17 protein-coding genes are annotated in these 21,448 nt (G+C 75.0%); 10 read left to right on the top strand and 7 right to left on the bottom strand.

Features of this window, described 5'->3' with window-relative positions; genetic code table 11:
• Positions 1-17: 17 nt before the first annotated feature.
• Positions 18-3,215 (bottom strand): sacsin N-terminal ATP-binding-like domain-containing protein, encoded by a 3,198-nt coding sequence (locus tag OHA86_RS23315; protein WP_329178188.1) that lies wholly within the window; start codon positions 3,213-3,215, stop codon positions 18-20.
• 174 nt (positions 3,216-3,389) lie between these two features.
• Entirely contained in the window at positions 3,390-4,331 is a 942-nt protein-coding gene (locus OHA86_RS23310; protein ID WP_329178186.1) for a DUF3027 domain-containing protein, read from the bottom strand.
• Positions 4,332-4,591: 260 nt separating this feature from the next.
• On the opposite strand from OHA86_RS23310, the gene OHA86_RS23305 reads away from it, so the two are divergent.
• The 4 genes from OHA86_RS23305 to OHA86_RS23290 all read left to right on the top strand — a co-directional run bounded on the left by OHA86_RS23305 (position 4,592) and on the right by OHA86_RS23290 (position 8,150).
• A complete protein-coding gene (locus tag OHA86_RS23305; protein ID WP_329178184.1) occupies positions 4,592-5,968 on the top strand; it encodes an MFS transporter in 1,377 nt (458 codons plus the stop codon).
• A 131-nt stretch (positions 5,969-6,099) separates the two neighbouring features.
• Positions 6,100-6,591, top strand: a complete 492-nt coding sequence (locus tag OHA86_RS23300) for a hypothetical protein (protein ID WP_329178183.1) — start codon at positions 6,100-6,102, stop codon at positions 6,589-6,591.
• A gap of 4 nt (positions 6,592-6,595) precedes the next feature.
• The gene (locus tag OHA86_RS23295) at positions 6,596-7,288 is read left to right on the top strand and encodes a futalosine hydrolase (RefSeq protein WP_329178182.1); all 693 of its coding nucleotides are present in this window, start codon (positions 6,596-6,598) and stop codon (positions 7,286-7,288) included.
• Entirely contained in the window at positions 7,275-8,150 is an 876-nt protein-coding gene (locus tag OHA86_RS23290; RefSeq protein ID WP_329178180.1) for a 1,4-dihydroxy-6-naphthoate synthase, read from the top strand. Before OHA86_RS23295 ends, OHA86_RS23290 begins: the two co-directional genes overlap by 14 nt.
• A gap of 117 nt (positions 8,151-8,267) precedes the next feature.
• On the opposite strand, the gene OHA86_RS23285 is transcribed toward OHA86_RS23290, so the two are convergent.
• Positions 8,268-8,651 carry a cold-shock protein gene (locus tag OHA86_RS23285; protein WP_033173507.1) on the bottom strand — a complete coding sequence of 128 codons (384 nt, stop codon included), beginning with the start codon at positions 8,649-8,651 and terminating at the stop codon, positions 8,268-8,270.
• Between the two features lie 172 nt (positions 8,652-8,823).
• Here OHA86_RS23285 and OHA86_RS23280 point away from each other — a divergent pair, with 172 nt between their 5' ends.
• On the top strand, positions 8,824-9,048 hold the full coding sequence (locus OHA86_RS23280) for a hypothetical protein (protein ID WP_443072007.1): 225 nt from the start codon (positions 8,824-8,826) through the stop codon (positions 9,046-9,048).
• A gap of 9 nt (positions 9,049-9,057) precedes the next feature.
• Here the strand turns inward: OHA86_RS23280 and OHA86_RS23275 are convergent, their stop codons facing one another.
• On the bottom strand, positions 9,058-9,696 hold the full coding sequence (locus OHA86_RS23275; protein WP_329178175.1) for an HAD family hydrolase: 639 nt from the start codon (positions 9,694-9,696) through the stop codon (positions 9,058-9,060).
• 129 nt (positions 9,697-9,825) lie between these two features.
• Here OHA86_RS23275 and OHA86_RS23270 point away from each other — a divergent pair, with 129 nt between their 5' ends.
• From OHA86_RS23270 to OHA86_RS23260, 3 genes are read left to right on the top strand one after another with little or no spacing between them, the layout of a single operon-like run.
• On the top strand, positions 9,826-10,824 hold the full coding sequence (locus OHA86_RS23270; protein WP_329178173.1) for a FecCD family ABC transporter permease: 999 nt from the start codon (positions 9,826-9,828) through the stop codon (positions 10,822-10,824).
• Complete coding sequence (locus OHA86_RS23265) at positions 10,821-11,897, top strand: FecCD family ABC transporter permease (RefSeq protein ID WP_329178171.1); 1,077 nt, start codon at positions 10,821-10,823, stop codon at positions 11,895-11,897. The genes OHA86_RS23270 and OHA86_RS23265 overlap by 4 nt, the downstream gene beginning before the upstream one ends.
• Positions 11,894-12,784: an ABC transporter ATP-binding protein gene (locus tag OHA86_RS23260; RefSeq protein ID WP_329178170.1), complete on the top strand. Its 891-nt coding sequence runs from the start codon at positions 11,894-11,896 to the stop codon at positions 12,782-12,784. Before OHA86_RS23265 ends, OHA86_RS23260 begins: the two co-directional genes overlap by 4 nt.
• Positions 12,785-13,288: 504 nt before the next feature.
• On the opposite strand, the gene OHA86_RS23255 is transcribed toward OHA86_RS23260, so the two are convergent.
• The gene (locus OHA86_RS23255) at positions 13,289-14,236 is read right to left on the bottom strand and encodes a hypothetical protein (RefSeq protein WP_329178168.1); all 948 of its coding nucleotides are present in this window, start codon (positions 14,234-14,236) and stop codon (positions 13,289-13,291) included.
• 880 nt (positions 14,237-15,116) lie between these two features.
• Here OHA86_RS23255 and OHA86_RS23250 point away from each other — a divergent pair.
• A complete protein-coding gene (locus OHA86_RS23250; protein ID WP_329178167.1) occupies positions 15,117-17,600 on the top strand; it encodes a helicase C-terminal domain-containing protein in 2,484 nt (827 codons plus the stop codon).
• A gap of 69 nt (positions 17,601-17,669) precedes the next feature.
• Here OHA86_RS23250 and OHA86_RS23245 read toward each other — a convergent pair whose 3' ends face one another.
• Both OHA86_RS23245 and OHA86_RS23240 read right to left on the bottom strand, forming a co-directional pair.
• Positions 17,670-18,236 carry a VanZ family protein gene (locus tag OHA86_RS23245; protein ID WP_443071841.1) on the bottom strand — a complete coding sequence of 189 codons (567 nt, stop codon included), beginning with the start codon at positions 18,234-18,236 and terminating at the stop codon, positions 17,670-17,672.
• Positions 18,237-18,587: 351 nt separating this feature from the next.
• Positions 18,588-19,502: an LPXTG cell wall anchor domain-containing protein gene (locus OHA86_RS23240; RefSeq protein ID WP_329178165.1), complete on the bottom strand. Its 915-nt coding sequence runs from the start codon at positions 19,500-19,502 to the stop codon at positions 18,588-18,590.
• Between the two features lie 289 nt (positions 19,503-19,791).
• Here OHA86_RS23240 and OHA86_RS23235 point away from each other — a divergent pair, with 289 nt between their 5' ends.
• Positions 19,792-21,444, top strand: a complete 1,653-nt coding sequence (locus OHA86_RS23235) for a DNA repair helicase XPB (protein ID WP_329178164.1) — start codon at positions 19,792-19,794, stop codon at positions 21,442-21,444.
• The last annotated feature ends 4 nt before the right edge of the window (positions 21,445-21,448 follow it).

The raw sequence follows: 21,448 nt of genomic DNA, 5'->3' as shown, positions 1-21,448 counted from the left end.
CGAGGCAGGAGGCGGCGTCAGTCGAACCAGCGGTCGCGGGCCAGCTCCCCGGTGCGGGACGGGTCCTCCAGCAGGGCGGCCAGCTCGAAGCGGCGCTCCCAGCGGCCGGCGGCCCAGGCCAGGCCCGCGGCGACCCCCTCGACCGTGGCGGCGTGCAGCGTGCCGTCGGCGTAGCGCCAGTCGACCTCGACGCCGCCGGTGAGCAGCAGCTCCTCGTGCTCGACGTAGGAGGCGGGCGCGCCCGGGAGCAGGTCGTGGACGGCGGGCAGCACGTCGTGCGGCTCGCCCTCGGACGTCACGGCGGCGTCCACGGCCTCGCTGAGCCGGCGGACCTGGAAAAGCTCGGCCAGGTCCCCGGCCAGCCGGGGCGGCACCGGCAGCAGCGCGAGGCCGCCGGACAGCGGCAGCAGGTCGGGGGCGTCGGCGACCAGGGCGTCCGCGGCGTCCACGACCACCGTTTCGCCGTCGAGCACGGCCCGCAGCTCGTCCGGAAGGGTGACCTGGTCGGGGTCGAGTTCGGCCAGGGCCGCGTAGAGGCGGTGCAGCTGGGCCGGGGCGACCGGCCGGTCGGGGTCCGCGAGCCGGGAGAGGAGTTCGGCGGCGCCGCCGGGCTCCGCCAGCAGCGCGGGCACCGTGGTGCGTACGCCGAGCGCCCGCAGCACCTGCTCGTCCACGGCGGTGTCGGTCTCGGCCTCGTCGTAGAGCCCGGCGAGCAGCCGGTCGCCGCCCGCGGCGCGCAGGCCGACCGGGCGCCGGCCGTCCAGGACCGGGTGGTCGCGCAGCCACCAGGCGGCGTAGGCGCGTACGGATTCGGTGGTGCCGTCGGGGAGCAGCACGCGGACCGGGGCGGTGACGGCGTCGCGCAGCGGCGGCCGGGAGAGCAGCGCGAGGGCCTGCGGCCAGGCGTCGTCGTCGACCAGGTCGAGGTCGCGGACCGCGATGATCTCGGTGGCGACCGGCGGCACGTCGGTCTGCGGCAGCTGGTCGAGCACGTCCTCGCACCAGACGTCCACGGCGTCGAGCAGGCCGACGTCGTCCGGCTCGGCCCAGTCGCTGTCGCGCGGTTCGAGGTCGTCGGGGTCGAGGACGACGTCGGCGGCGCGGACCAGGGCGAAGGTGGCCAGCACCCCGACCGCGGTGAGCGGCTGCTCGCCCCAGCGGTCGGCGAGTTCGCCGTCCAGGGTGCCCAGTTCGCCCTCGCGCAGGACGGCCTCCAGCGGGCTGCCGGGCAGCACGAGTTCGCCGGCCGGGGCGAGTTCGCCGTCCTCGTCGGGCAGCGCGAGCGCGGCCAGCCACGGTTCGTCGCCGGGGGCGAGTCCTGCGGCGCGGGCCAGGGACAGGACGGTGTCGGCGAGTTCGTCGGCGTCCAGGCCCGTCTCCTCCTGGTCCCAGGCGGTGTCGTCGTCCAGGGAGGCGGCGACGGCGGCCCGTACCTGCGGGGTGGTCAGGACCGCCCGCGGGGTGGCGGGGGCGGCGCCCAGCTTCTCCAGCAGCGGGTGCGCGGCGTCCGGGTGGGCGACCCGCAGCCCGAGCCTGGCCAGCAGCGCGGGGTCCGCGGCGCCGGAGTCGTCGCCCGGCACCGGCAGCAGGACCTGCCGCGGCCCGACCACCGTACGGCCGTCGGCGAGCGGTACGGGCAGGCCGCTGAGGACGTCGGCGTCGGTGCCCGCCAGGGCGTCGTAGAGCCGCCACCACCAGCCGGCGGGGCGTTCGGTGCCGGAAAGCCGGTCGACGGCGTCGGCGAGGGAGAGCCGGGCGACGCCCAACTGGCGCAGGGCGGGCCGGCGTTCCAGCGCGGACGGGACGAGGGTCGGCAGCGCCTCGGCCAGGACGCGGACGGCGTCCGCCGTGGCGCCCTCTACCACCTCGGCCTCGACGGGCCGCAGCGCGAGGCCCTCGCCGGCCAGCGGGCCGACGACGTCCCAGCCGTCGGGGTCGGCGGCGGGCATCGCGGGGCCGTCGGCGGGGACCTCGGCGGCCCGCGGCAGGAAGGGGGTGCGGGGAAGCTGCGCCAGGATGCGGCGCCGCAGGTCGGCGTCGAGCACGCCCTTGCCGAGCGGCCCCGGCACCAGGTCGACCACGCCGGTGCCGGTCGGGCGCCAGGCGGCGAGCAGCCGCACGTACGCGTCGGCGGCGCGCTCGACCAGGAAGTCGGTGAGCGGCCCCGGGGCGGCGTGCCTGCGGGTCGGATCGAGCGGGAGCGAGGCCAGCAGCAGGGCGGGCAGCCCGAGCGGTTCGTCGGTCGGCGTCGGGGCGTGCACGACGTCGGCGGTGCGGGGCGCGGCGGGGGCGCCGTCGGCGGCGACGGGCACGGCCCAGGTCACCGACCAGACAGGGCGCAGGCGTTCCTCGACCGGGCGGTCGGCGAGCAGGTCCGCGGTCAGGGCGCCGCCGTCGGTGACGACCCGCCAGCGGGTGGTGTTGGTCGCGTCGGAGTCCTCGACCAGGACGTCGCCGTCGTCCGCCTGGCGGCGGGTCAGGGTCCGTACGCCCGTGGGGGTGTCGACGATCACCTCGGCCAGGCCCGGCAGGGCCAGCAGCAGGGCGTCGTCCACGGCGGCCAGCAGCCGCCCGGCCAGGTCCTCGGCGGCGCCGTCCCGCAGCGGCAGGACCACGACGGTGTCGTACGTGTCGGGCGCGCTGCCCTCGGCGGGCAGCGGCAGCCGCAGCAGCGGCACATGGCCGTCCCTGCGGCGCAGTTCGTCGGCCAGGCCCGGGACCTCGGCGGCCAGTGCGCGCGCCTCGGTCAGCGACCAGCGCACACCGCCGCTGCGGCCGACCACGGCGGGCTCGTCGCTGACCGCGAGGACCGCGGCGAAGCCGACGCCGAAGCGGCCGACCGCGGCGGGTCCCTCGTCGCGTTTCGCGGACGCGCGCAGCGTGGACAGGGACTCGACGGCGGCGGCGTCCAGCGGGGCGCCGGTATTGGCGGCGGCCAGCAGCGCGGGGGCGTCGGCGGTGGCCTCGTGGTAGGTCAGCCGGAGGCGGCCGGGCACGCCGGAGCGGGTGGCGGCGTCGGCGGCGTTCTGGGCCAGCTCGATGATCAGCCGGTCGCGGTGGCCGCCGAGCGCGAGGTCCTCCTCGGCGTTGGCGTCCTCCCGGAAGCGGGCGGCCGACGCGGCCCAAGCGGTCAGGACCGCCCGGCGCAGGTCCGCGGTACGGAAGGGGTCGGGGTGGCCTTCCGGGGGCGTCCGGATTACGCCTGCGCGGGTCACGTGCGGTCCTTCGGTCGCCGGGTGCGCCCCTGACGGGGCTGTGCACGGTGACCGTACCGCCATTCGGCGTGCCCTTCATCCCGCGGCAGGGACCGCGGGAGGCTCCCGGAGCGCCCTGCCGTCACCCGCCGGGCGCCCGGTGGCCGCCGGGCGCCCGAAAGGGGTACGCGGGCCTCAGGAGCCGCCCTGGTCGTCCCCGCGGACGTCGCCGGACGCGGCCGCCTCCGCGCCGCCGTGCGTGGCGATGGCGCCGTCCAGTGCTTCGGCGTCGCCCTTTGCCGCGCCGTCGCCCACTGCCGCGGATCCGGCCGGCCGCAGCGACAGCGGGTCCGTGTCGTGCAGCTCGTCCAGGACCATCGGGGCCGGCTGCGGCGGACGCGGCATGACCGCGGCCTCGGAGTGGCCACCGCACCCGTAGCCGAGCGAGACCAGGCGGCCGTCGGCCGGCGAGAACTCGTTGGCGCAGATCCCGAAGGCCTGGCTGAGTGAGCCGGCGATCGGCACCAGGAAGCCGCAGCTGACGCAGTTGGCGGGCGCGGCCTGCGCCATCGGCGTCTTCGGCCCGAACTGCTCGTCCCAGCGGTCCGCGGCGGCGTGCAGGCCGTAACGGGAGAGCACCCGGGGGCGGCCCAGCCCGAGCTGCCCGGCGATCGAGCCGATCGTCGCCACGGACGGCACGACGATGTCGGCGTCGTCCTCGCCGGCCTCCGCGCCGGGCTCGCCGGCCGGCGGCTCGTCGTCACCGGTCCAGCCCGGTTCGAGCCGCAGGTCGTCCGCCTCGGTCGGCAGCAGGTCGCCGGGACCCATGTCGCCGGGCCGCAGCCGCTCGCTCCACGGCACCCATTCGGGCGCAAGGACCGCGTCGGAACCGGGCAGCAGCACCGTTTCGTCGATGGTCACGTTCTTGGCGCGGGAGGCCCGGGTCAGCGTGGTGGCCCAGCGCCAGCCCCGGTAGGCGGGCTCGGTGCAGGCGAAGAAGTGGGTGACAACCCGGTCGCCCTCCGCGACGACCCCCAGGTGCTCGCCCACCGACTGCGGCCCGGCCGCCTCCAGCGTGACCGCCCTGGCTACATCGACGGCCTCGGCGCACAGGCGGTCAGGGGTACGGCTTCGCATCGCTGCACTCACAGAAATCGTTTCTCTCTCTACGCCGTCTCACGTGTGCGCTCGCGGGCGGAAGGACCCGACGCGGAGAGTTGCAGCGGAGCGGACCTGCGGACCGCTTCGACGCCTACATTCCCTGCCTCATCCGGTCCTGCCCGAGCGTCCTCGGGCGCACCTGTTGCCACCCATTCTGCGTGATCGCACGGTACCTGTGCGCACCACGCCCGCAAAGGAGGGGGTGAGCACTCTTCCGATTGGGGCAGGATTGCGTCATGGCACGAACCGTGACCGCCGGCCGAGGGCCTGCGCGCAGAGCGGGACGCGCCCTCGCACGAGGCGTGGGCGGTCCTGCCGGTGCGCTGCGTCGACGTATCCGGCGTACGACACATGCCGGAGGCGCGGGCGAGTCCGGTCTGGCGAAACTGATCGAGCTGCACGCGGTCAATTCCGCCGGCGACATGATGATCACCGTCGCCCTGGCCAGCACGGTCTTCTTCTCGGTGCCCAGCGGCGAGGCCCGCGGCCGAGTGGCCCTCTACCTGCTGGTGACGATGGCGCCCTTCGCGCTGCTCGCGCCGGTGATCGGCCCGCTGCTCGACCGGCTCCAGCACGGCCGCAGGGCCGCGATGGCGATGGCGATGATGGCCAGGGCGGTGCTCGCCTGGACGATGGCCGGGGTGATCTCGACCGCGGGCCTCGGCCTGTATCCGGCGGCGCTGGGCGTCCTGGTGGCGTCGAAGGCGTACGGCGTGGTGCGCAGCGCGGTGGTGCCGCGGCTCCTGCCGGGGCGTACGACGCTGGTGAAGGCCAATTCCCGGGTCACCCTGTCGGGTCTGCTGGCCACCGCGGTCGCGGCGCCGGTCGCGGCCGGCCTCAATATGATCGGCCCGCAGTGGCCGCTCTACGGCGCTTTCGTGGTCTTCATCTGCGGCGCCCTGCTGTCGCTCTCGCTGCCCGGCAAGGTCGACTCGGCCCGCGGTGAGGAGCGGGTACGGCTGTCGGCCGACGAGGAGGCGCCGCCCGAGCCGTCCGGGATCCCGGGCCGCAAGCCGGGCCTGCTGGGCGTGGGCTCCTCGGTGCTGCACGCCCTGCAGGGCAACGGCGGGCTGCGGTCGCTGTCCGGCTTCCTGACGATGTTCCTGGCCTTCATGATGCGCGAGCACCCGCTCGGCGGGCTGACGCCCGCGATGTCACTGGGTGTGGTCGGTGTGGCGGCGGGCGTCGGGAACGCGTTCGGCACCGCACTGGGCGCCTGGCTCAAGGCGCGCGGCCCCGAGGTGATCATCGCCACGGTCCTGATCTGCGCGCTGAGCGCGGCGACCATAGCGGCGGGCTGGTACAGCCTGATCACGGTCGCCACGCTGACCGCGGTGGCCGGTATCTCGCAGGCGCTGGCGAAGCTGTCGCTCGACGCGCTCATCCAGCGCGATGTACCGGAGCTGGTGCGGACCTCCGCCTTCGCCCGCTCCGAGACCGCCCTGCAGCTGTCCTGGGTGGTGGGCGGCGGCCTCGGCATATTGCTGCCGCTGAACGGCCCGCTGGGCATGTCGTGCGCGGCCGGCCTGGTGATGGTGGCGTTCCTGGTGTCGGTACGCGGACTGGTCGGCGCCGCCCGCCGCGGCAGTACGGCGCGGGCCCGGGTGGCGTAACCCGAACGCGCCCGTCCACGGCGGGACCCGTCATCCGTACGGGTCTGCCGCCAGCTGCCGGCGCGCGCCGCTACCTGGGGACACGCGCACCCCCGCGCGGGCGGGGGGCAACCGCCCGGTAGCCTCCTGCCATGAGCATTCGCCGCGCTGCGACCACCATCGGTGCCCTCTCCCTCGGGCTTGTCGTCCTGACCGCCTGCGACAAGCCGACCGCCATGGCGACCGTGACGGTGGGCGGCAAGACCGTGCAGGCGGAAGCCGCGGACAAGTGCTTCGACCACGGCAAGAAGCTGGCCCAGGAGGTCTTCCTGGCGTGCCTCCAGGTCACCCCGAAGCACCACATCACCGTGGCCGTCGGCGACCAGGTGCGGATCGGCGTCGACCCGTCGATCGCGAAGAAGGGCTGGCTCATCGCCCAGGGCACCACCCTGGTCACGCCGGAACCGCTCAAGAACAAGACGTACTGGTCGGTGGACAGCGAGCAGCTGTTCAACTCGCAGGACCAGCAGACCGGCGGAACCACCACCGCCAAGCAGGTGACGCTGAACATCGTGGAGTCGGCCGACACCAGCGGCGAGTCCTCCTACCGCGTCATCCAGTTCAACCTGATCAGGGGACAGTAGTTCCGTGCCCAACCGCCGCAGGCGCGTGCTGGTGGTGACCGCCGTCGACGCCGAGCGGGACGCCGTCGCCGCGGGACTGGCAGCCGCGGGCGAGGCCGCCCGCGGGGCGGAGGTGGTCGTGGGCGGCGTCGGCCCGGCGGCTGCCGCGGTCGGCGCGACCCACGCCCTTGTGTCGGCGCGGCTCCTTCACGAGCCGCACGACCTGGTGATCTCGGCGGGCATCGGCGGCGGTTTCGCGCCCGCCGCCCCGGTCGGTTCGCTGGCCGTCGCCGAGACGATCGTGGCCGCGGACCTCGGCGCGCAGACCGGCGAGGGCTTCGTGCCGGTCGTGGAACTCGGCTTCGGCCGCTCGGAGCACCGCCCGCCCGCCCGGCTGAGCCGGGCGCTGGCCGACGCCCTCGGCGCGGCCTACGGCCCGGTGCTGACGGTCGGTACGGTCACCGGGACCGCGGCCCGCGCCGCGGAACTGGCCGGGCGTCACCCGGGCGCGGTGGCCGAGGCGATGGAGGGCTTCGGAGTGGCGGAGGCCGCGGCATTCGCCGGCGTACCGGTGCTGGAGATCCGCGCGGTGTCCAACGCGGTCGGCCCGCGCGACCGTGCGGCCTGGCGGATCGGTGAGGCGCTGACGGCGCTGACGGCGGCGTTCGGGAAGCTCCCGGGCGTACTGGAGGTTGAGGCAGCACATGACGGCACATGACGGCGCCAGCGGCGTCAGCGGTACGGACGCGCTGCGGATCGCGTACTCCCCCTGTCCCAACGACACCTTCGTCTTCCACGCGTGGGCGCACGGCCTGGTGCCGGACGCGCCGCCGCTCGATGTGACCTTCGCCGACATCGACATCACCAACGGGATGGCCGAGCGCGGCGAGCTGGACGTGCTCAAGGTGTCCTACGCGGTGCTGCCGTGGGTGCTGGACGACTGGGCGCTGCTGCCGTGCGGCGGGGCGCTGGGGCGCGGCTGCGGGCCGCTGGTGCTCACCCGGGAGCCGGGCATGGAGCTGGCGGGCCGGACGGTCGCGGTGCCCAGCGAGCGCTCGACGGCGTATCTGCTCTTCCGGCTGTGGGCGGCGGCCGAGGTCGAGGGCGGCGTCGGGGAGATCGTGGTGCTGCCCTTCCACGAGATCATGCCGGCCGTGCGGGACGGCCGGGTGGACGCGGGCCTGGTCATCCACGAGGCGCGCTTCACCTACCGGAACTACGGGCTGCACAAGCTCGCGGACATGGGCGAGCACTGGGAGGCCACCACGGGCCTGCCCATCCCGCTCGGCGCGATCATCGCCCGCCGTTCGCTGGGCAAGGAGCGGCTGCACGCCCTCGCCGACGCGGCCCGCGCCTCGGTCCGCATGGCCTGGGACGACCCGGCCGCCTCCCGCGACTATGTGCTGGCGCATTCCCAGGAGATGGACCCGGCGGTCGCCGACCAGCACATCGGCCTGTACGTGAACGAATTCACGGCGGACCTCGGCACCGACGGATACGCGGCCGTACGCGGGCTGCTCACTCGCGCGGCGGCCGAAGGACTCGTGCCCGCCCTGGGCGCCGACGCGCTCGCTTTCTGAAAATACCCCGCGGCCATTCGCGGCCGGGGCCGGCAAATACTCGGCGGCGCTTTACCGGAAGTGCGTATTCCGGTAAAGCGCCGCCTTGAGTCGTCGTCCCGCGCCGTCCCGCGCCGGTTAAACGTCGAGCTGGTCGGCGACCACCCGCAGCACGGAGGCGATCTTGTGGCCGTGGGCCTTGTCGGGATACCGGCCGCGCTGCAGCGATCTGGCCACGTCTTCGAGCAGTGTGGTGAGGTCCTGGACGATCGGCAGCAGCTCATCGGGCTTACGGCGCTGGGCCGCGGCGACCGAAGGAGCGGGGTCCAGCAATGTCACAGAGAGCGCCTGGTCACCGCGCTGGCCCGCGACGACGCCGAATTCCACGCGCTGGCCGGGCTTGAGCGCGGCGACCCCGTCGGGCAGCACCGAGGAGTGCACGAAGACATCGCCGCCGTCGTCGCGGGAGAGAAAGCCGAAGCCCTTCTCGCTGTTGAACCACTTGACCTTGCCGGTAGGCACGTCCGACCTCGTCCTCATTGCTCGAAACCGCTCTGAATAAGACAGCAGCGGGTCCACCGGAGACCCGCCGACACCAAGGCTAATGGCCAGGTGCTGTGTGACAAGACGGCAAGGTCCCGTTCCCTCGCGCCCCACAGCACGGACCTACCCTTGTCCGGTGAGCAAACAAACCATGGGCGCCGGTGACCTGCTCGTCAGGATCGGCGCGATCGTCTTCCTCGTCGGGGCGGTGGGCACGCTGGCCACGGTGGCGCCGCTGCTGCTCGGCACCCGCCGGCTGCCGACGCCGGCGTATTTCGTGTCGATGCTGATGGGCGTCGGGCTGGCCCTCGCGCTGCTCGGCCTGCTGCGGTCCGCGCTGGCGCAACGGCGCCCGGGGGGTCACCCACAGGCGTGAATCCGAACCTCAGGCCGCCGCCGAGGTGTGAGCGGCGAGCCAGCCGGGAAATTCTCTGAGGTCGGCAAGTACGACATCGGCCCCCGCCGCCCGCAGTTCCGCCGCGCTGCACGGCCCGGTGGCCACCGCCACCGACAGCGCGCCCGCCTTGCGCGCACCCCGCACGTCCCCGGTGTGGTCGCCCACGTAGACGGTCGCACCCCACTCGATCAGCGCCTCGGCCTTGGCTTCCGCCCACAGCCAGCCGCGCAGCTCCGCCTCGATGCCCACGTGGGCGAGGTGCAGCTCGGCGTTGGGACCGTATTTCGCGGTGACGACCACCGGGCGCCCGCCGAGCGCCCGGACGGCCGCCACCGCCTCGGGAGCACCCGGCATCGCGGGCGTCGGAGTGATGGCGTGGTCGGGGTAGAGCGTGCGGTAGAGCTCGGCGATCTCCGGGACCTGCTCCGGCGGGAACCAGTTCGCCAGCTCGTCGTCCAGCGGCGGGCCGAGCCGCGTGACGGCCAGGTCGGAGTCGATGAAGACACCGGTCTCCGCCGCGAGCCGGTCGTACACGGCCTTGATCCCGGGCCGGGAGTCGATCAGGGTCATGTCGAGGTCGAAGCCGACCGTGAGAGTCGGCAGAGCGGAGGAGAAGTCGTCGGTCACAGCAGCCATTGTGACCCGTAGGGTCAACCTCGCCCCAGGGGTTCGGGCAACACGCCGTATAGTTAGCGCAGCCTAAGCTAATCTGCCCGGCGCGCCAGAGGGCCGCCGCCTCACGGAGGACCGCCCCGCATGCTCTCGCACCGCCGCGTCGGCTGGATCGCCGCGGCGACGGCGGCGCTGCTGCTCGCGGTGCTGCTCAGCCTGGCCGTCGGCAGCCGCGGGATCCCGCCGACCCAGGTGGCCGACGCCCTGCTGCACGGCGGCACCAGCGAGAACGCCGAGGTCGTCCGGAGCATGCGGGTGCCGCGTACGGTGATCGGGATCATGGTCGGCGCCGCGCTCGCCGTGGCCGGGGTCGTGATGCAGGGCGTCACCCGCAACCCGATCGCGGAGCCCGGCATCCTCGGGGTGAGCCAGGGCGCGTCGCTCGGCGTGGTGTGCGCCATCGCGTACGCCGGGATGGGCACGCTCAGCGGTTACGTCTGGTTCGCCTTCGCGGGCGCCGGAGCCGCGGCCGTCGCCGTCTACGCGGTCGCCGCCCGCGGCAGGGGCGGCGCCTCGCCGGTCAAGCTCGCGCTGGCGGGCGCGGCCATGAACGCGTTCCTGACCTCGATCGTGTCCGGGGTGCTGACCACCGACGCGCAGACGCTGGACACGTACCGCTTCTGGCAGGTCGGTTCGCTGTCCGGGCGGGACACCCACATCATCGGGATGATCTGGCCCTTCCTCGCGGTGGGCCTGCTGCTGGTGCTGGCGATGGCCCGCGGCCTGGACGCGCTGGCGCTCGGCGAGGACCTCGCCAAGGGCCTGGGGCAGAACGTGGCGGTGCTGCGGCTGACCGGCGCGCTCGGCGCCACCGTGCTGACCGGCGCCGCCGTCGCCGCCGCGGGCCCGATCGCCTTCGTCGGGCTGGCCGTGCCGCATCTGGCCCGCGCGCTGGTCGGCACCGCCCACCGCTGGGTGCTGCCGATGGCGGCGCTGCTCGGCCCGGTGATGATCCTGGTCTCGGACGTCGTCGGACGGATCGTCTTCCCGCCGTCCGAGGTCCCGGTCGCGGTGATGACCGCGCTGATCGGCGTGCCGTTCCTGGTGGCGCTGGTCCGGCGCAGGTCGGTGGTGGCGGCATGACCTCGACCCGCGCGCCGGAGGTGCCGGTGCGGCCTGCGGGCTACGCCGTCGTACGCCGCGGCGGCCACTGGTCCTTCCTGGTGCACCGTCGCTCGCTCGCCGTCACCTGCGTGCTGGCCGCGCTGCTGGCCGCGGCCTGCGTGGCGTATCTGTGCGTCGGGGAGTCCTTCGTGGCGCCCGGCGAGGTGGTGAAGGTGGTGTTCGGGCGGCCGAGCCCCGACGAACTGGTGGTCGGCGAGCTGCGGGAGCCGCGGCTCGCGCTCGGGCTGCTGGTCGGCGCGGCCTTCGGCGTGTCGGGCGCGCTGATCCAGACCGTCGCGCGCAATCCGCTGGCCAGCCCGGACGTCATCGGCGTGACGCACGGCGCGGGCGCGGTCACCGTGGCCGCGATGACGTACGGGGTGACCTCGTACTCCGCGCTGCCCTACCTCTCGATCGCCGGCGGGCTGACCGCCGCGGCCCTGGTCTACGTCTTCGCCTGGCGGGGCGGGCTGCACGCGTCCCGCTTCGTGCTCATCGGGATCGGCTTCTCTGTGGCCCTGTCGTCCGTCACGCAGCTCTTCCTCACCAAGGGCGACTACCTGGTCGCCCAGCAGGCGAAGGTCTGGCTGACCGGATCGCTCAACGGCCGCGGCTATGCCGAGGCGCGCCCGCTCGCGTTCGTCCTGCTGCTGGCGGTGCCCTGCGCGCTGTGGGCGGCGCGCGCCCAGCGCACCGTCTCCTTCGACGACGACACCGCCACCGCGCTGGGCATCAGGCTCGGCCGGATCCGCTTGGGGCTGGTCGCGCTCGGCGTGGTCCTCGCCTCGGTGGCCACCGGCGCGGCGGGCCCGGTGGACTTCGTGGCGCTGCTCGCCCCGCAGATCGCCCGCCGGCTGACCAGGACAGCGCAGATCCCGCTGCCGGCCTCGGCACTGACCGGCGCGCTGGTCGTGGTGGTCGCCGACCTGCTGGCCCGCAGGCTGTTCTCGCCGACCGAGCTGCCGGTCGGCGTGATGACCGCCGCCGTCGGCGCGCCCTACCTGATGTGGCTGATCGTCCGCAGCCGCAGCCGTTCCGGAGAGCCGTCATGACGACCCCACAGCCCGTACCCGCGCACAAGGCCGCGCCCGCGGTCCCGCAGAAGAACCGGCTCGCCGCCCGCGGCCTCACCCTCTCCTACGAGGAGCGGGTCGTGGTCGACGGCCTCGACCTGGAGATACCCGACGGCCGGGTCACGGTCATCGTCGGCCCCAACGCCTGCGGCAAGTCCACGCTGCTACGGGCGCTGGGCCGGCTGCTCAAGCCGCGGCACGGCTCGGTGCTGCTGGACGGCGCCGAGCTGGCCCGGGTCCCGACCCGGCAGATCGCCCGCACCCTCGGCCTGCTGCCGCAGTCACCGGTGCCGCCCGAGGGCATCACGGTCGCCGACCTGGTCTCCCGCGGCCGCCAGCCGCACCAGAAGTGGTGGCAGCAGTGGTCGGAGTCCGACGAGCGGCTGGTCGCCGAGGCCATGCGGCGTACGGCGACCAGCGACCTGGCCGGCCGGCTGGTGGACGAGCTGTCCGGCGGGCAGCGGCAGCGGGCCTGGATCGCGATGGCGCTGGCCCAGGACACCGACCTGCTGCTGCTCGACGAGCCGACGACGTTCCTGGACATCGCCCACCAGGTCGAGGTGCTCGACCTCGTACGCCGGCTCAACCGCGAGCGCGGGCGGACCGTCGTCGCCGTGCTGCACGACCTCAACCAGGCCGCCCGCTACGCCGACCACCTGATCGCGATGAAGGCGGCCCGGATCGTCGCCGAGGGCGCGCCCGGCGAGGTCGTCACCGCGGAGCTGGTGCGGGAGGTGTTCGGTCTCGCGTCGGTCGTGGTGCCCGACCCGGTGACCGGCAGCCCGCTGGTGGTACCCGGCGCGCCCTGGCAGCCCTCCGGCGACGACGACGCGCCGCAGGACACCACCGCAACTCCGCACCTGTGAAGGGCATTCCGCCATATCCCTTATCCGCGGTGCCCGTTCGGCCGGCTGCCCGCCCTTGCCGCCGGGCTGCCCTGCACGGCGCTGACCGCGGCCGGGTGCGGCTCGTCGTCCTCCGGTGAGGGGCCCGGCGGGGCGCCGTCCGGAGCCTCGGGCGGACCTTCGGGCGGCACTTCGGACGGTACGCACCGCGTCGGTACGGCCATGGGCCCGGTGACGGTGCCCGACCATCCGCGGCGGGCCGTCGTCCTGGACACCGCGGAACTGGACCCGGCGATCACCCGCGCCGGTCACGCCGGCCGGCGCGACCGGCGCGGGCACCAGGTGGACGACCAGCTCTGCTACCAGGGCATCGGCTGCACGGCGGCGGGCACGGTGCTCGACGAGCCGGCGCAGGACCTCACCGCGAAGGAGCGCCGCTGCGTGGCCGGTTCGCGCCGCGGGGCGCCGCGCAGGCTGCCCGGTGACGTCACGCGGAGCGTTGCCACGTATCGGCCACTCGTGACGTCACGCCGACCGACGGCTCCGCCACAGCAGATACAGCGCGGTGCCGACGGCGGCCAGCCGGATGGTCGGCGGGTACGCGTCCTGGAAGGCCTGCCCCATCTGGCCCTGCGCGATCGGTGTGCCCCACTTGCCGGCGTCCCGGCCCCAGATCCACACCAGCAGCCCGGCCGCGAAGGTGCCGGGGATGAACAGCACCGCGAACTTGGCCTGCGGACGGCTGAGCCGGCGCGAGAGGTAGGCGGTCAGCCAGCCGAGGCCGAGCGGGATCAGCGAGCCGATCGCGGCCCCCGCGATCAGCAGCGCGGCGGCCAGCAGCAGCATCGGGCTGCCCCAGCCGCGGCGGCCCTCCGCGCGCGGCTTGCGCCGCAGGAGACGCCGCCGCGGCGCCGCGTCCTTCCCGGCGGCTTCCTCCGGCTCGCCGGCCGCGTCCTGGTCACCGGCCTTGTCGTCGTCCTCGCGCGGCGGGCGGCCCTCCGCGTCCGACTCCTCGTCGTCGAAGGAGATGAAGACCCCGCCGGTCATCCCCGGCAGCCCGGCCAGCTCGTCCCCGGCCCGCGAGCGCCCGCCCAGCCCGTCGCCCTGCCACCAGTCACCCGCGCCGTCCCCGTCGCCCGCCCGGCCCGGCCTCGGCACCCGGGCCGTCCGCGGCGCCTTGGCGTACGGCCCGTACGAACCCGGCGGCGGCTCCTGCAGGGGTGGCGGCTCCGCGGGCCCCGGTACGGACGTGCCGGACGTACCTCCTGCGGCCTCGACCACCTCGTCCGGGCTGCCCATCCGCCCGAGGATCTGCCGCACCGCCGCCGCCGAATCGGCGCCGCGCCGCTCCCGGTCGATGTCGTTGCGCAACTGTGCGACCAGCTGCATCCGTTGGGCGGCGGGCAGCGCCTGCGCCAGATCCCCGACCCGGCTCAGATAGTCGAACACCAGCCGATCGCTCTCGACCCCCACCGCCCGAACCCCCTCACGCCGACGCTGCTTTCGCCTCAGCCGACCGTACCCGCCCGTCAACGCCCCTGTCGCCGCGACGCCGTGGGCGCGGCGGCCCGGTTGCGGATCGGATACCCGTCGGCCGCGGTTCACGAACGGAGGTGTGCCGGGGGCGGGCGGCGAGCAGCATGCGGGCATGGGCATCGGGAAGGGCATGGAGCACTTGGCCGCGATGTCCGCGCTGATCGTGCTGGGGCCGATCGCCGCGACACTGTGCCCGGTGGCCGCGGCGCTCGGCCTGATCGCGGCGGGGCGGCCACCTGACGCGCCGGGTCCGCGGCGCCCTGCCGCGAGAGCCGGACGGCCCGGGGGCCGAGCCGGACCGGAGGCCGAGCCGGACCGGGGGCCGAGCCGGACCGGGGGCCGAGCCGGACCGGAGCTGAGGCGGACCGGAGCTGAGGCGGCCCGGGAACCCGAGCCGGCGCGGACGCGGACGCGGACACCTGAGCCGTACCGGCTGGTGCGGCTGCAAGCCCGAGCCCGGCGGGAGCGACGCGGCCCGAGGGCTATCGCGGACCGGCACCCCAGCCGGATCGGGCTGAGCGGCCCGGGAACCCGAGCCCGACCGGGGGGGGCGGCGCGGGCCTCGGGTTGACGCGAACGCGGACGCCTGAGCCGCGCCAGCGCGGGCGCCTGAGCCGCGCCGAGCTGACGCGGCCCGCAAGCACGAGCCCAGCCGGGGGCTGACGCGGACCGTCACCCGAACCCGACCGGGACCGGCGCGGACGCGGACACCCGAGCCAGGCCGGGGGCGCCGGCAACCCGGCGTGAGCCGCACCCGGGCACGGATACGGCGGCCGTACTCCGCATCACCCCCCGGACAGGGCCTAATGTGGGACGGATGACGACCGGAGGCCAAGGTGGTGCCCCGCGCACCCTCGCGGAGGACCTGCGCGCCCGCGACGACGACGCGCTGGCGGTGCTGCTGCGCGCGCGGCCCGATCTGCTGGCCCCGGTGCCCACCGACCTGACCCAGCTCGCGACGCGCGCCGCGACCCGTACGTCCGTGCTGCGGGCGCTCGACCACCTCGACGCCTTCACGCAGCAGACCGCCGAGGCGCTGGCGCTGACCGTGGACGGGTGCCCGTACGAGACGCTGCGCGGCCTGATGACCGGGCGGACGGACGGTACGCGGTTCGGCGAGCCGCTGGACCCGGAGGTCGCCGCCGCCGTGGTGGACGCGCTGCCGCGTGCCGTCGCGGAGCTGCGGGAGCGCGGGCTGGTCTGGGGCGAGGAGGACCGGCTGCGGCTGGTGCGTACCGCGCGGGACGTGCTCGCGCCGTCCGCCTCGATGCCCTCCGCGACCGGGCTCGGCCCTTCCGTGGCCGAGGCGACGTCGGGCATGTCGCCGGCCAGGCTCCAGGAGGTGCTGGCGGACGCCGGGCTCGCCGCGACGCACGACCCGAGCAGCGCGATCACCGCACTGGCCGGGCTGTTCGCCGACCCGGAACGCTTCGAGGAGCTGCTTGCGCAGGCGCCGGAGGCCGCACGGGCGGTGCTCGACCGGCTCGTGTGGGGGCCGCCGTACGGCGAGGTCAGGGACGCGACCGCGGCCGTACGGGCGGCCGGCGCGACCACTCCCGTGCAGTGGCTGCTGGCCCGCGGCCTGCTGCTGCCGGCGGGGCCGCACAATGTCGTCCTGCCCAGGGAGGCCGCGCTCGCCCTGCGGGCCGGCCGCGCCCACCGCACCCCGCAGCCGCTGCCGCCGCCGCTCGAACCGGTGCCGCGCACCGAGCGGACGGTGAACGCCACCGCCGCGGGCCAGGCCCTCACCGCGGTCCGCACCGTCACCGACGTGCTCAAGGAGTGGCAGTCCGGCGGCCCCGCGGTGCTGCGGGCCGGCGGCATCAGCGTGCGCGACCTCCGGCGTACCGCGAGCGCGCTCGACCTCACCGAGCCGCAGGCCGCGTTCTGGCTGGAAGTCGCCTACGCGGCCGGCCTCATCGCCACCGACGGCGAGTTGGACGAGGCCTACGCGCCCACCCCAGCCGCCGACGAGTGGCTGCTGCTGCCCGCGGAGCAGCAGTGGACCGTGCTGGCCACCGCCTGGCTGTCCGCCACCCGTACGCCCGGCCTGGTGGGCACCCGCGACCCGAAGGGCAGGGCGCTGGCGGCGCTCGGCCCCGACCTGGACCGTTCGCTCGCCCCGCAGGTACGCCGCGGAGCGCTGCGGCTGCTGGCCGCGCTGCCGGCCGGCTCGGCCGCCGGCCGGGAGGACCTGCTGGCCCGGCTGCGCTGGGACCGCCCGCTGCGGGCCGGCGCCGACGCGCTGCGCGACGACCTGCTCGGCTGGACGCTGGAGGACGCGGAGACCCTCGGCGTCACCGGCCGCGGCGCGCTCGCCGCCCAGGCCCGCCCGCTCCTCGACCCGGATCAGAAGAGCGGCACCGGCGCCGACCGGGCAGCCGCCCTGCTCGCCCCGCTGCTGCCGGAACCCCTCGACCACGTCCTGCTCCAGGCCGACCTGACCGCGGTCGCGCCGGGGCCGCTGATCGCCCCGCTCGCCGAGACGCTGGGCGTGCTCGCCGACATCGAGTCCAAGGGCGGCGCGACCGTCTACCGCTTCACCCCCGACTCGGTGCGCCGCGCGCTGGACGCCGGGCGTACGGCGGCGGAACTCCAGGCCTTCCTGACCGAGCACTCCCGCACCCCGGTGCCGCAGCCGCTCAGCTACCTCATCGACGACGTGGCCCGGCGGCACGGCACGCTGCGGGTGGGGGCCGCCGCCGCGTATCTGCGCTGCGACGACGACGCGCTGCTCGCCGAACTCCTCGCCGACCGCCGCGCCTCCGGGCTGGGGCTGCGCCGCCTCGCGCCGACCGTGCTCGCCGCCCAGACCGACCCGTCGACGCTGCTCGACCGGCTCCGGGCCATGGGCCTGGCCCCGGCCGCGGAATCCGCCGACGGCGACGTCCTGATCACCCGCCCCGACGCCCGCCGCACCCCGCCCCGTGCGGCGCCCGTCCCCGTACCCGACGGGCCGCCGGTCCCCGACACCGCGCTGCTCGGGCTCGCCGTCAAGGCCATCCGCGCCGGCGACCGCGCGGCCACCGCCGTCCACCGCGCCCCGGCCGACCCGCCGCCCGGCCTCCCCCGCACCCCGGCGGCCGACACCCTCGCGACGATGCAGTCCGCCGTCCTGACCGGTGAGTCCCTCTGGATCGGCTACGTCAACGCCGAGGGCAACGCCACGCAGCGCGTCATCGCCCCGGTCCGCGTGGAGGGCGGCTACGTGACCGCCTACGACCACACCGCGGACGAGGTCCGCACCTTCGCCATCCACCGCATCACCGGAGTGTCCGAACTCGCCGAGGACCCGGCCTGACGGGGGCGGGGGCGGGGCTGCGCGGTCCGCCCCCGGCAACGCGGCCGGGCCGGGCTCGGGCCTGGGCGGTCAGGCCTTTCGTGTGCGGGGTAGGGGGGCGGGCTCGGCGGCGTCGTCGGCCGGGGGGCGGCGGAAGCGGTGCCACCAGTGGGTGCGGTGGGGGTGGAGGGCGGAGCCCAGACGGCGGCCGAGGAGCAGGTAGCCGAGCAGGGCGCCCAGCGTGTTGAGGATGACGTCGTCGATGTCGAAGGCGCGGCCTTCCACCAGGGCGCCCTGGGTGGCCTCGATCAGAACCATCACCAGGGCGGTCAGCACGGCGACGCGCACCAGGCCGCGGGCGCGGGGGAAGAGCATCGGGAGCAGGACGCCGAAGGGGACGCCGAGCAGGACGTTGCCGCCGATCTGCTTGACCGTGTCGCGCACGTTCGGCTGGTCGAGATAGGCGCGGATGGACGCGCCGGGGCGCAGATTCGTATGGATCAGGGCGTCGGACGAGGGCGACGGGACCAGGGTCACCTTCGCCAGCGCCACCGCGAAGGCGGCCATGCAGACAATGGCGACGGCCAGGACCGCGGCTCGCGCGAGCGTCGGGCCGAGGGTGCGGCGTTGCAGCACCGGCGGCGGGGTCTTACGCACGCGCGGCCGCGGTCGCGGTCGTGACGTCGGCGTCGGCTTCGGGCTCACCCGGGTCCTCGGCTCGGCTTTCTGCCGGGGCTCCAGGGCCGGCTTCTGCTTCGCCGGTGGCGCCGTTTCCGGCGCGGGCTTCGGCCTGCGCACCCGGTCGTACAGTGCGTCGCGGATCGCCATGGCCGCAAACCCCCCTCAGTGGACGCCTTCTTGACGCCGCTTACCCGGGACCGGCCGCCGTACGCCGGGGCATGGCGCAGGCGGCCGGAATCCGTTCTCGCCACCGCGAGGGGGCAACGCGATGGTTACAGAGTGTCACTACTGTGACGGCGTCACACCGCCGTCACAGCCTCTACGTCCTCAGCTGTGGTGGCCGCGGCGACGTCGCGCCATGACGATCAGCGTTCCACCGGCCCCGAGCACCGCGACCGCCGAGGCGGCGATCCACTCCACCCCGTCGGCACCGGTGTGCGGCAGCCCGGGAGGCGTGGTGGTCGGGTGGGACGGGTGGTGCGAGGGGTTGTGCGACGGCGGCACGGTCGGCGGCGTGCTGGTGGGCGGCGTCGTCGGCGGGTGCGACGGGTGGTGCGTGGGCGGAGTGGTCGGCGGCGTCGTGGGCGGCGTCGTCGGGGGCGTTGTCGGGGGCGTCGTGGGCGGGGTGGTGGGCGGCGTGGTCGGAGGCGTCGTCGGCGGGTGCGACGGGTGGTGCGTGGGCGGGTGGCTCGGGTGGTGCGTGGGCGGGTGCGTCGGGGGGTGGCTCGGGTGGTGGGTCGGCGGGTGGGACGGGTGGTGGGTGGGCGGCTTGGTCGGGGGCGTCGTGGGCGGGTGCGACGGGTGGTGGGACGGGTGGTGGTGATGGGGCGGCGGCGGGGTCGGGTGGTGGGAGGGGTGATGCGGCGGGTGGTGGTGCGGCGGGTGCGAGTTCGTCGGCGGGGTCGTCGGCGGGCAGCTGGTCGTGCTGTCCGGCCAGGACGTGTCGGGGCCGGTCGGCTCGTCCGAGGGCCAGGACGTGTCGGGGCCGGTCGGCTCGTCCGAGGGCCACGACGTGTCGGGGCCGGTCGGCTGGTCGGCGGGCTGGGAGTGCCCGTAGCCGGAGGACGGCCACCCGTCACCCGTCGTTCCGCCGCCGGAGGCGGTGGCGGACGCGGAGGCGGGGAGCAGCAGGCCGGCCGCGGCCATGACTCCCGCGACGACGACAGCCGAGGAGGCCGCGACCGCGCGGAACGTCCCTCGCCGGCGCGGCTCAGCGGGGGGAAGCGTCTGCTGGTGATCCATGGGGGCAGAAAACATCAAATAGCACTATCTGACGTGTAAGCCACGGGGGAGGACGCCGCAGATTCGCACGGATGGCGCCCTCGCCGCCCCGCCCGGACCACCCCGTACCCCCTGAGCCCCGCCCGCAGGGCGCCCCGCCCCGCGGCACCCCTGCGCCCCCGAGCCCGCCCGCAGGGCGCCCCGCTCCCCCGAGCCCACCCGCAGGGTGACCGCGGACACCCTGCGCCCCCACCCGCCCGACGTACAATCGTCTGTTCGCCCTCACCCGGCCCGCCCGGAGGTAACCCGCGTGTCATGCCTGATCGTCCAGAGCGACAAGACCCTCCTGCTTGAGGTCGACCACGAGCAGGCCGACGCCTGCCGCCGCGCCATCGCCCCGTTCGCCGAGCTCGAACGCGCCCCCGAGCACATCCACACCTACCGCCTCACCCCGCTCGGCCTGTGGAACGCCAGGGCGGCCGGGCACGACGCCGAGCAGGTCGTGAACGCGCTCGTCGAATACTCCCGCTACCCGGTGCCGCACGCGCTGCTGGTCGACGTCGCCGAGACGATGGACCGCTACGGGCGGCTGCGGCTGAGCAAGGACCCGGCGCACGGGCTGGTGCTGACCAGCACCGACCGGCCGGTGCTGGAGGAGATCCTGCGCTCGAAGCGGGTCCAGCCGCTGATCGGCGCCCGGATCGACCAGGACACGGTCGCCGTGCACCCCTCGGAGCGCGGCCAGATCAAGCAGGTGCTGCTCAAGCTGGGCTGGCCGGCCGAGGACTTCGCCGGCTACGTGGACGGCGAGGCGCACCCGATCGAGCTGGCCGAGGACGGCTGGGCGCTGCGGCCGTACCAGAAGCAGGCGGTGGAGGGCTTCTGGCACGGCGGTTCGGGCGTGGTCGTGCTGCCGTGCGGCGCGGGCAAGACGCTGGTCGGCGCGGGCGCGATGGCCGAGGCGAAGGCGACGACGCTGATCCTGGTGACGAACACGGTCTCGGCCCGGCAGTGGAAGCACGAGCTGGTCAAGCGGACGTCGCTCACCGAGGAGGAGATCGGCGAGTACAGCGGTACGCGCAAGGAGATCCGCCCGGTCACCATCGCCACCTACCAGGTGCTGACGACCCGGCGGAAGGGCGTCTACCCGCACCTGGAGCTGTTCGACTCACGCGACTGGGGTCTGATCGTCTACGACGAGGTGCACCTGCTGCCCGCGCCGGTGTTCAAGTTCACCGCCGACCTCCAGGCCAGGCGCCGCCTCGGGCTGACCGCGACCCTGGTCCGGGAGGACGGCCGCGAGTCGGACGTCTTCTCCCTCATCGGCCCGAAGCGTTTCGACGCGCCCTGGAAGGAGATCGAGGCGCAGGGCTACATCGCGCCCGCCGACTGCGTCGAGGTCCGGGTCAACCTCACCGACGCCGAGCGGCTGGCGTACGCCACCGCCGAGACGGAGGAGAAGTACCGCTACTGCGCGACGACGGCGACCAAGCGCAAGGTCACCGAGGCACTGGTGGCCAAGCACGCCGGGGAGCAGACGCTGGTCATCGGGCAGTACATCGACCAGCTGGACGAGCTGGGCGAGCATCTGAACGCCCCGGTGATCAAGGGCGAGACGCCGAATTCGCAGCGGGAGAAGCTGTTCGAGGCCTTCCGGCAGGGCGAGCTGTCGGTGCTCGTGGTGTCGAAGGTGGCGAACTTCTCGATCGACCTGCCCGAGGCGACCGTCGCGATCCAGGTCTCGGGCACCTTCGGCTCACGCCAGGAGGAGGCACAGCGGCTCGGCCGGGTGCTGCGGCCGAAGGCGGACGGGCACGAGGCCCGCTTCTACTCGGTCGTCGCCCGGGACACGATCGACCAGGACTTCGCGGCCCACCGCCAGCGCTTCCTGGCGGAGCAGGGCTACGCCTACCGGATCGTGGACGCGGACGACCTCCTGGCCGGCGCGGGCGAGGACGGCTAGCCGG

This window comes from Streptomyces sp. NBC_01477, assembly GCF_036227245.1.
Taxonomy (GTDB): domain Bacteria; phylum Actinomycetota; class Actinomycetes; order Streptomycetales; family Streptomycetaceae; genus Actinacidiphila.
The sequence above is the reverse complement of the archived record's forward strand: the minus strand, read 5'-3'. Positions and strand labels throughout refer to the sequence as shown.

What these genes read in the sequence shown, in the direction of transcription:
- OHA86_RS23310 (WP_329178186.1), bottom strand. Translation starts at nt 4,331, where the DNA reads ATGCGAAGCCGTACCCCTGACCGCCTGTGCGCCGAGGCCGTCGATGTA.
- OHA86_RS23305 (WP_329178184.1), top strand. Translation starts at nt 4,592, where the DNA reads ATGGCACGAACCGTGACCGCCGGCCGAGGGCCTGCGCGCAGAGCGGGA.
- OHA86_RS23300 (WP_329178183.1), top strand. Translation starts at nt 6,100, where the DNA reads ATGAGCATTCGCCGCGCTGCGACCACCATCGGTGCCCTCTCCCTCGGG.
- OHA86_RS23290 (WP_329178180.1), top strand. Translation starts at nt 7,275, where the DNA reads ATGACGGCACATGACGGCGCCAGCGGCGTCAGCGGTACGGACGCGCTG.
- OHA86_RS23280 (WP_443072007.1), top strand. Translation starts at nt 8,824, where the DNA reads ATGGGCGCCGGTGACCTGCTCGTCAGGATCGGCGCGATCGTCTTCCTC.
- OHA86_RS23270 (WP_329178173.1), top strand. Translation starts at nt 9,826, where the DNA reads ATGCTCTCGCACCGCCGCGTCGGCTGGATCGCCGCGGCGACGGCGGCG.
- OHA86_RS23265 (WP_329178171.1), top strand. Translation starts at nt 10,821, where the DNA reads ATGACCTCGACCCGCGCGCCGGAGGTGCCGGTGCGGCCTGCGGGCTAC.
- OHA86_RS23260 (WP_329178170.1), top strand. Translation starts at nt 11,894, where the DNA reads ATGACGACCCCACAGCCCGTACCCGCGCACAAGGCCGCGCCCGCGGTC.
- OHA86_RS23250 (WP_329178167.1), top strand. Translation starts at nt 15,117, where the DNA reads ATGACGACCGGAGGCCAAGGTGGTGCCCCGCGCACCCTCGCGGAGGAC.
- OHA86_RS23240 (WP_329178165.1), bottom strand. Translation starts at nt 19,502, where the DNA reads ATGGATCACCAGCAGACGCTTCCCCCCGCTGAGCCGCGCCGGCGAGGG.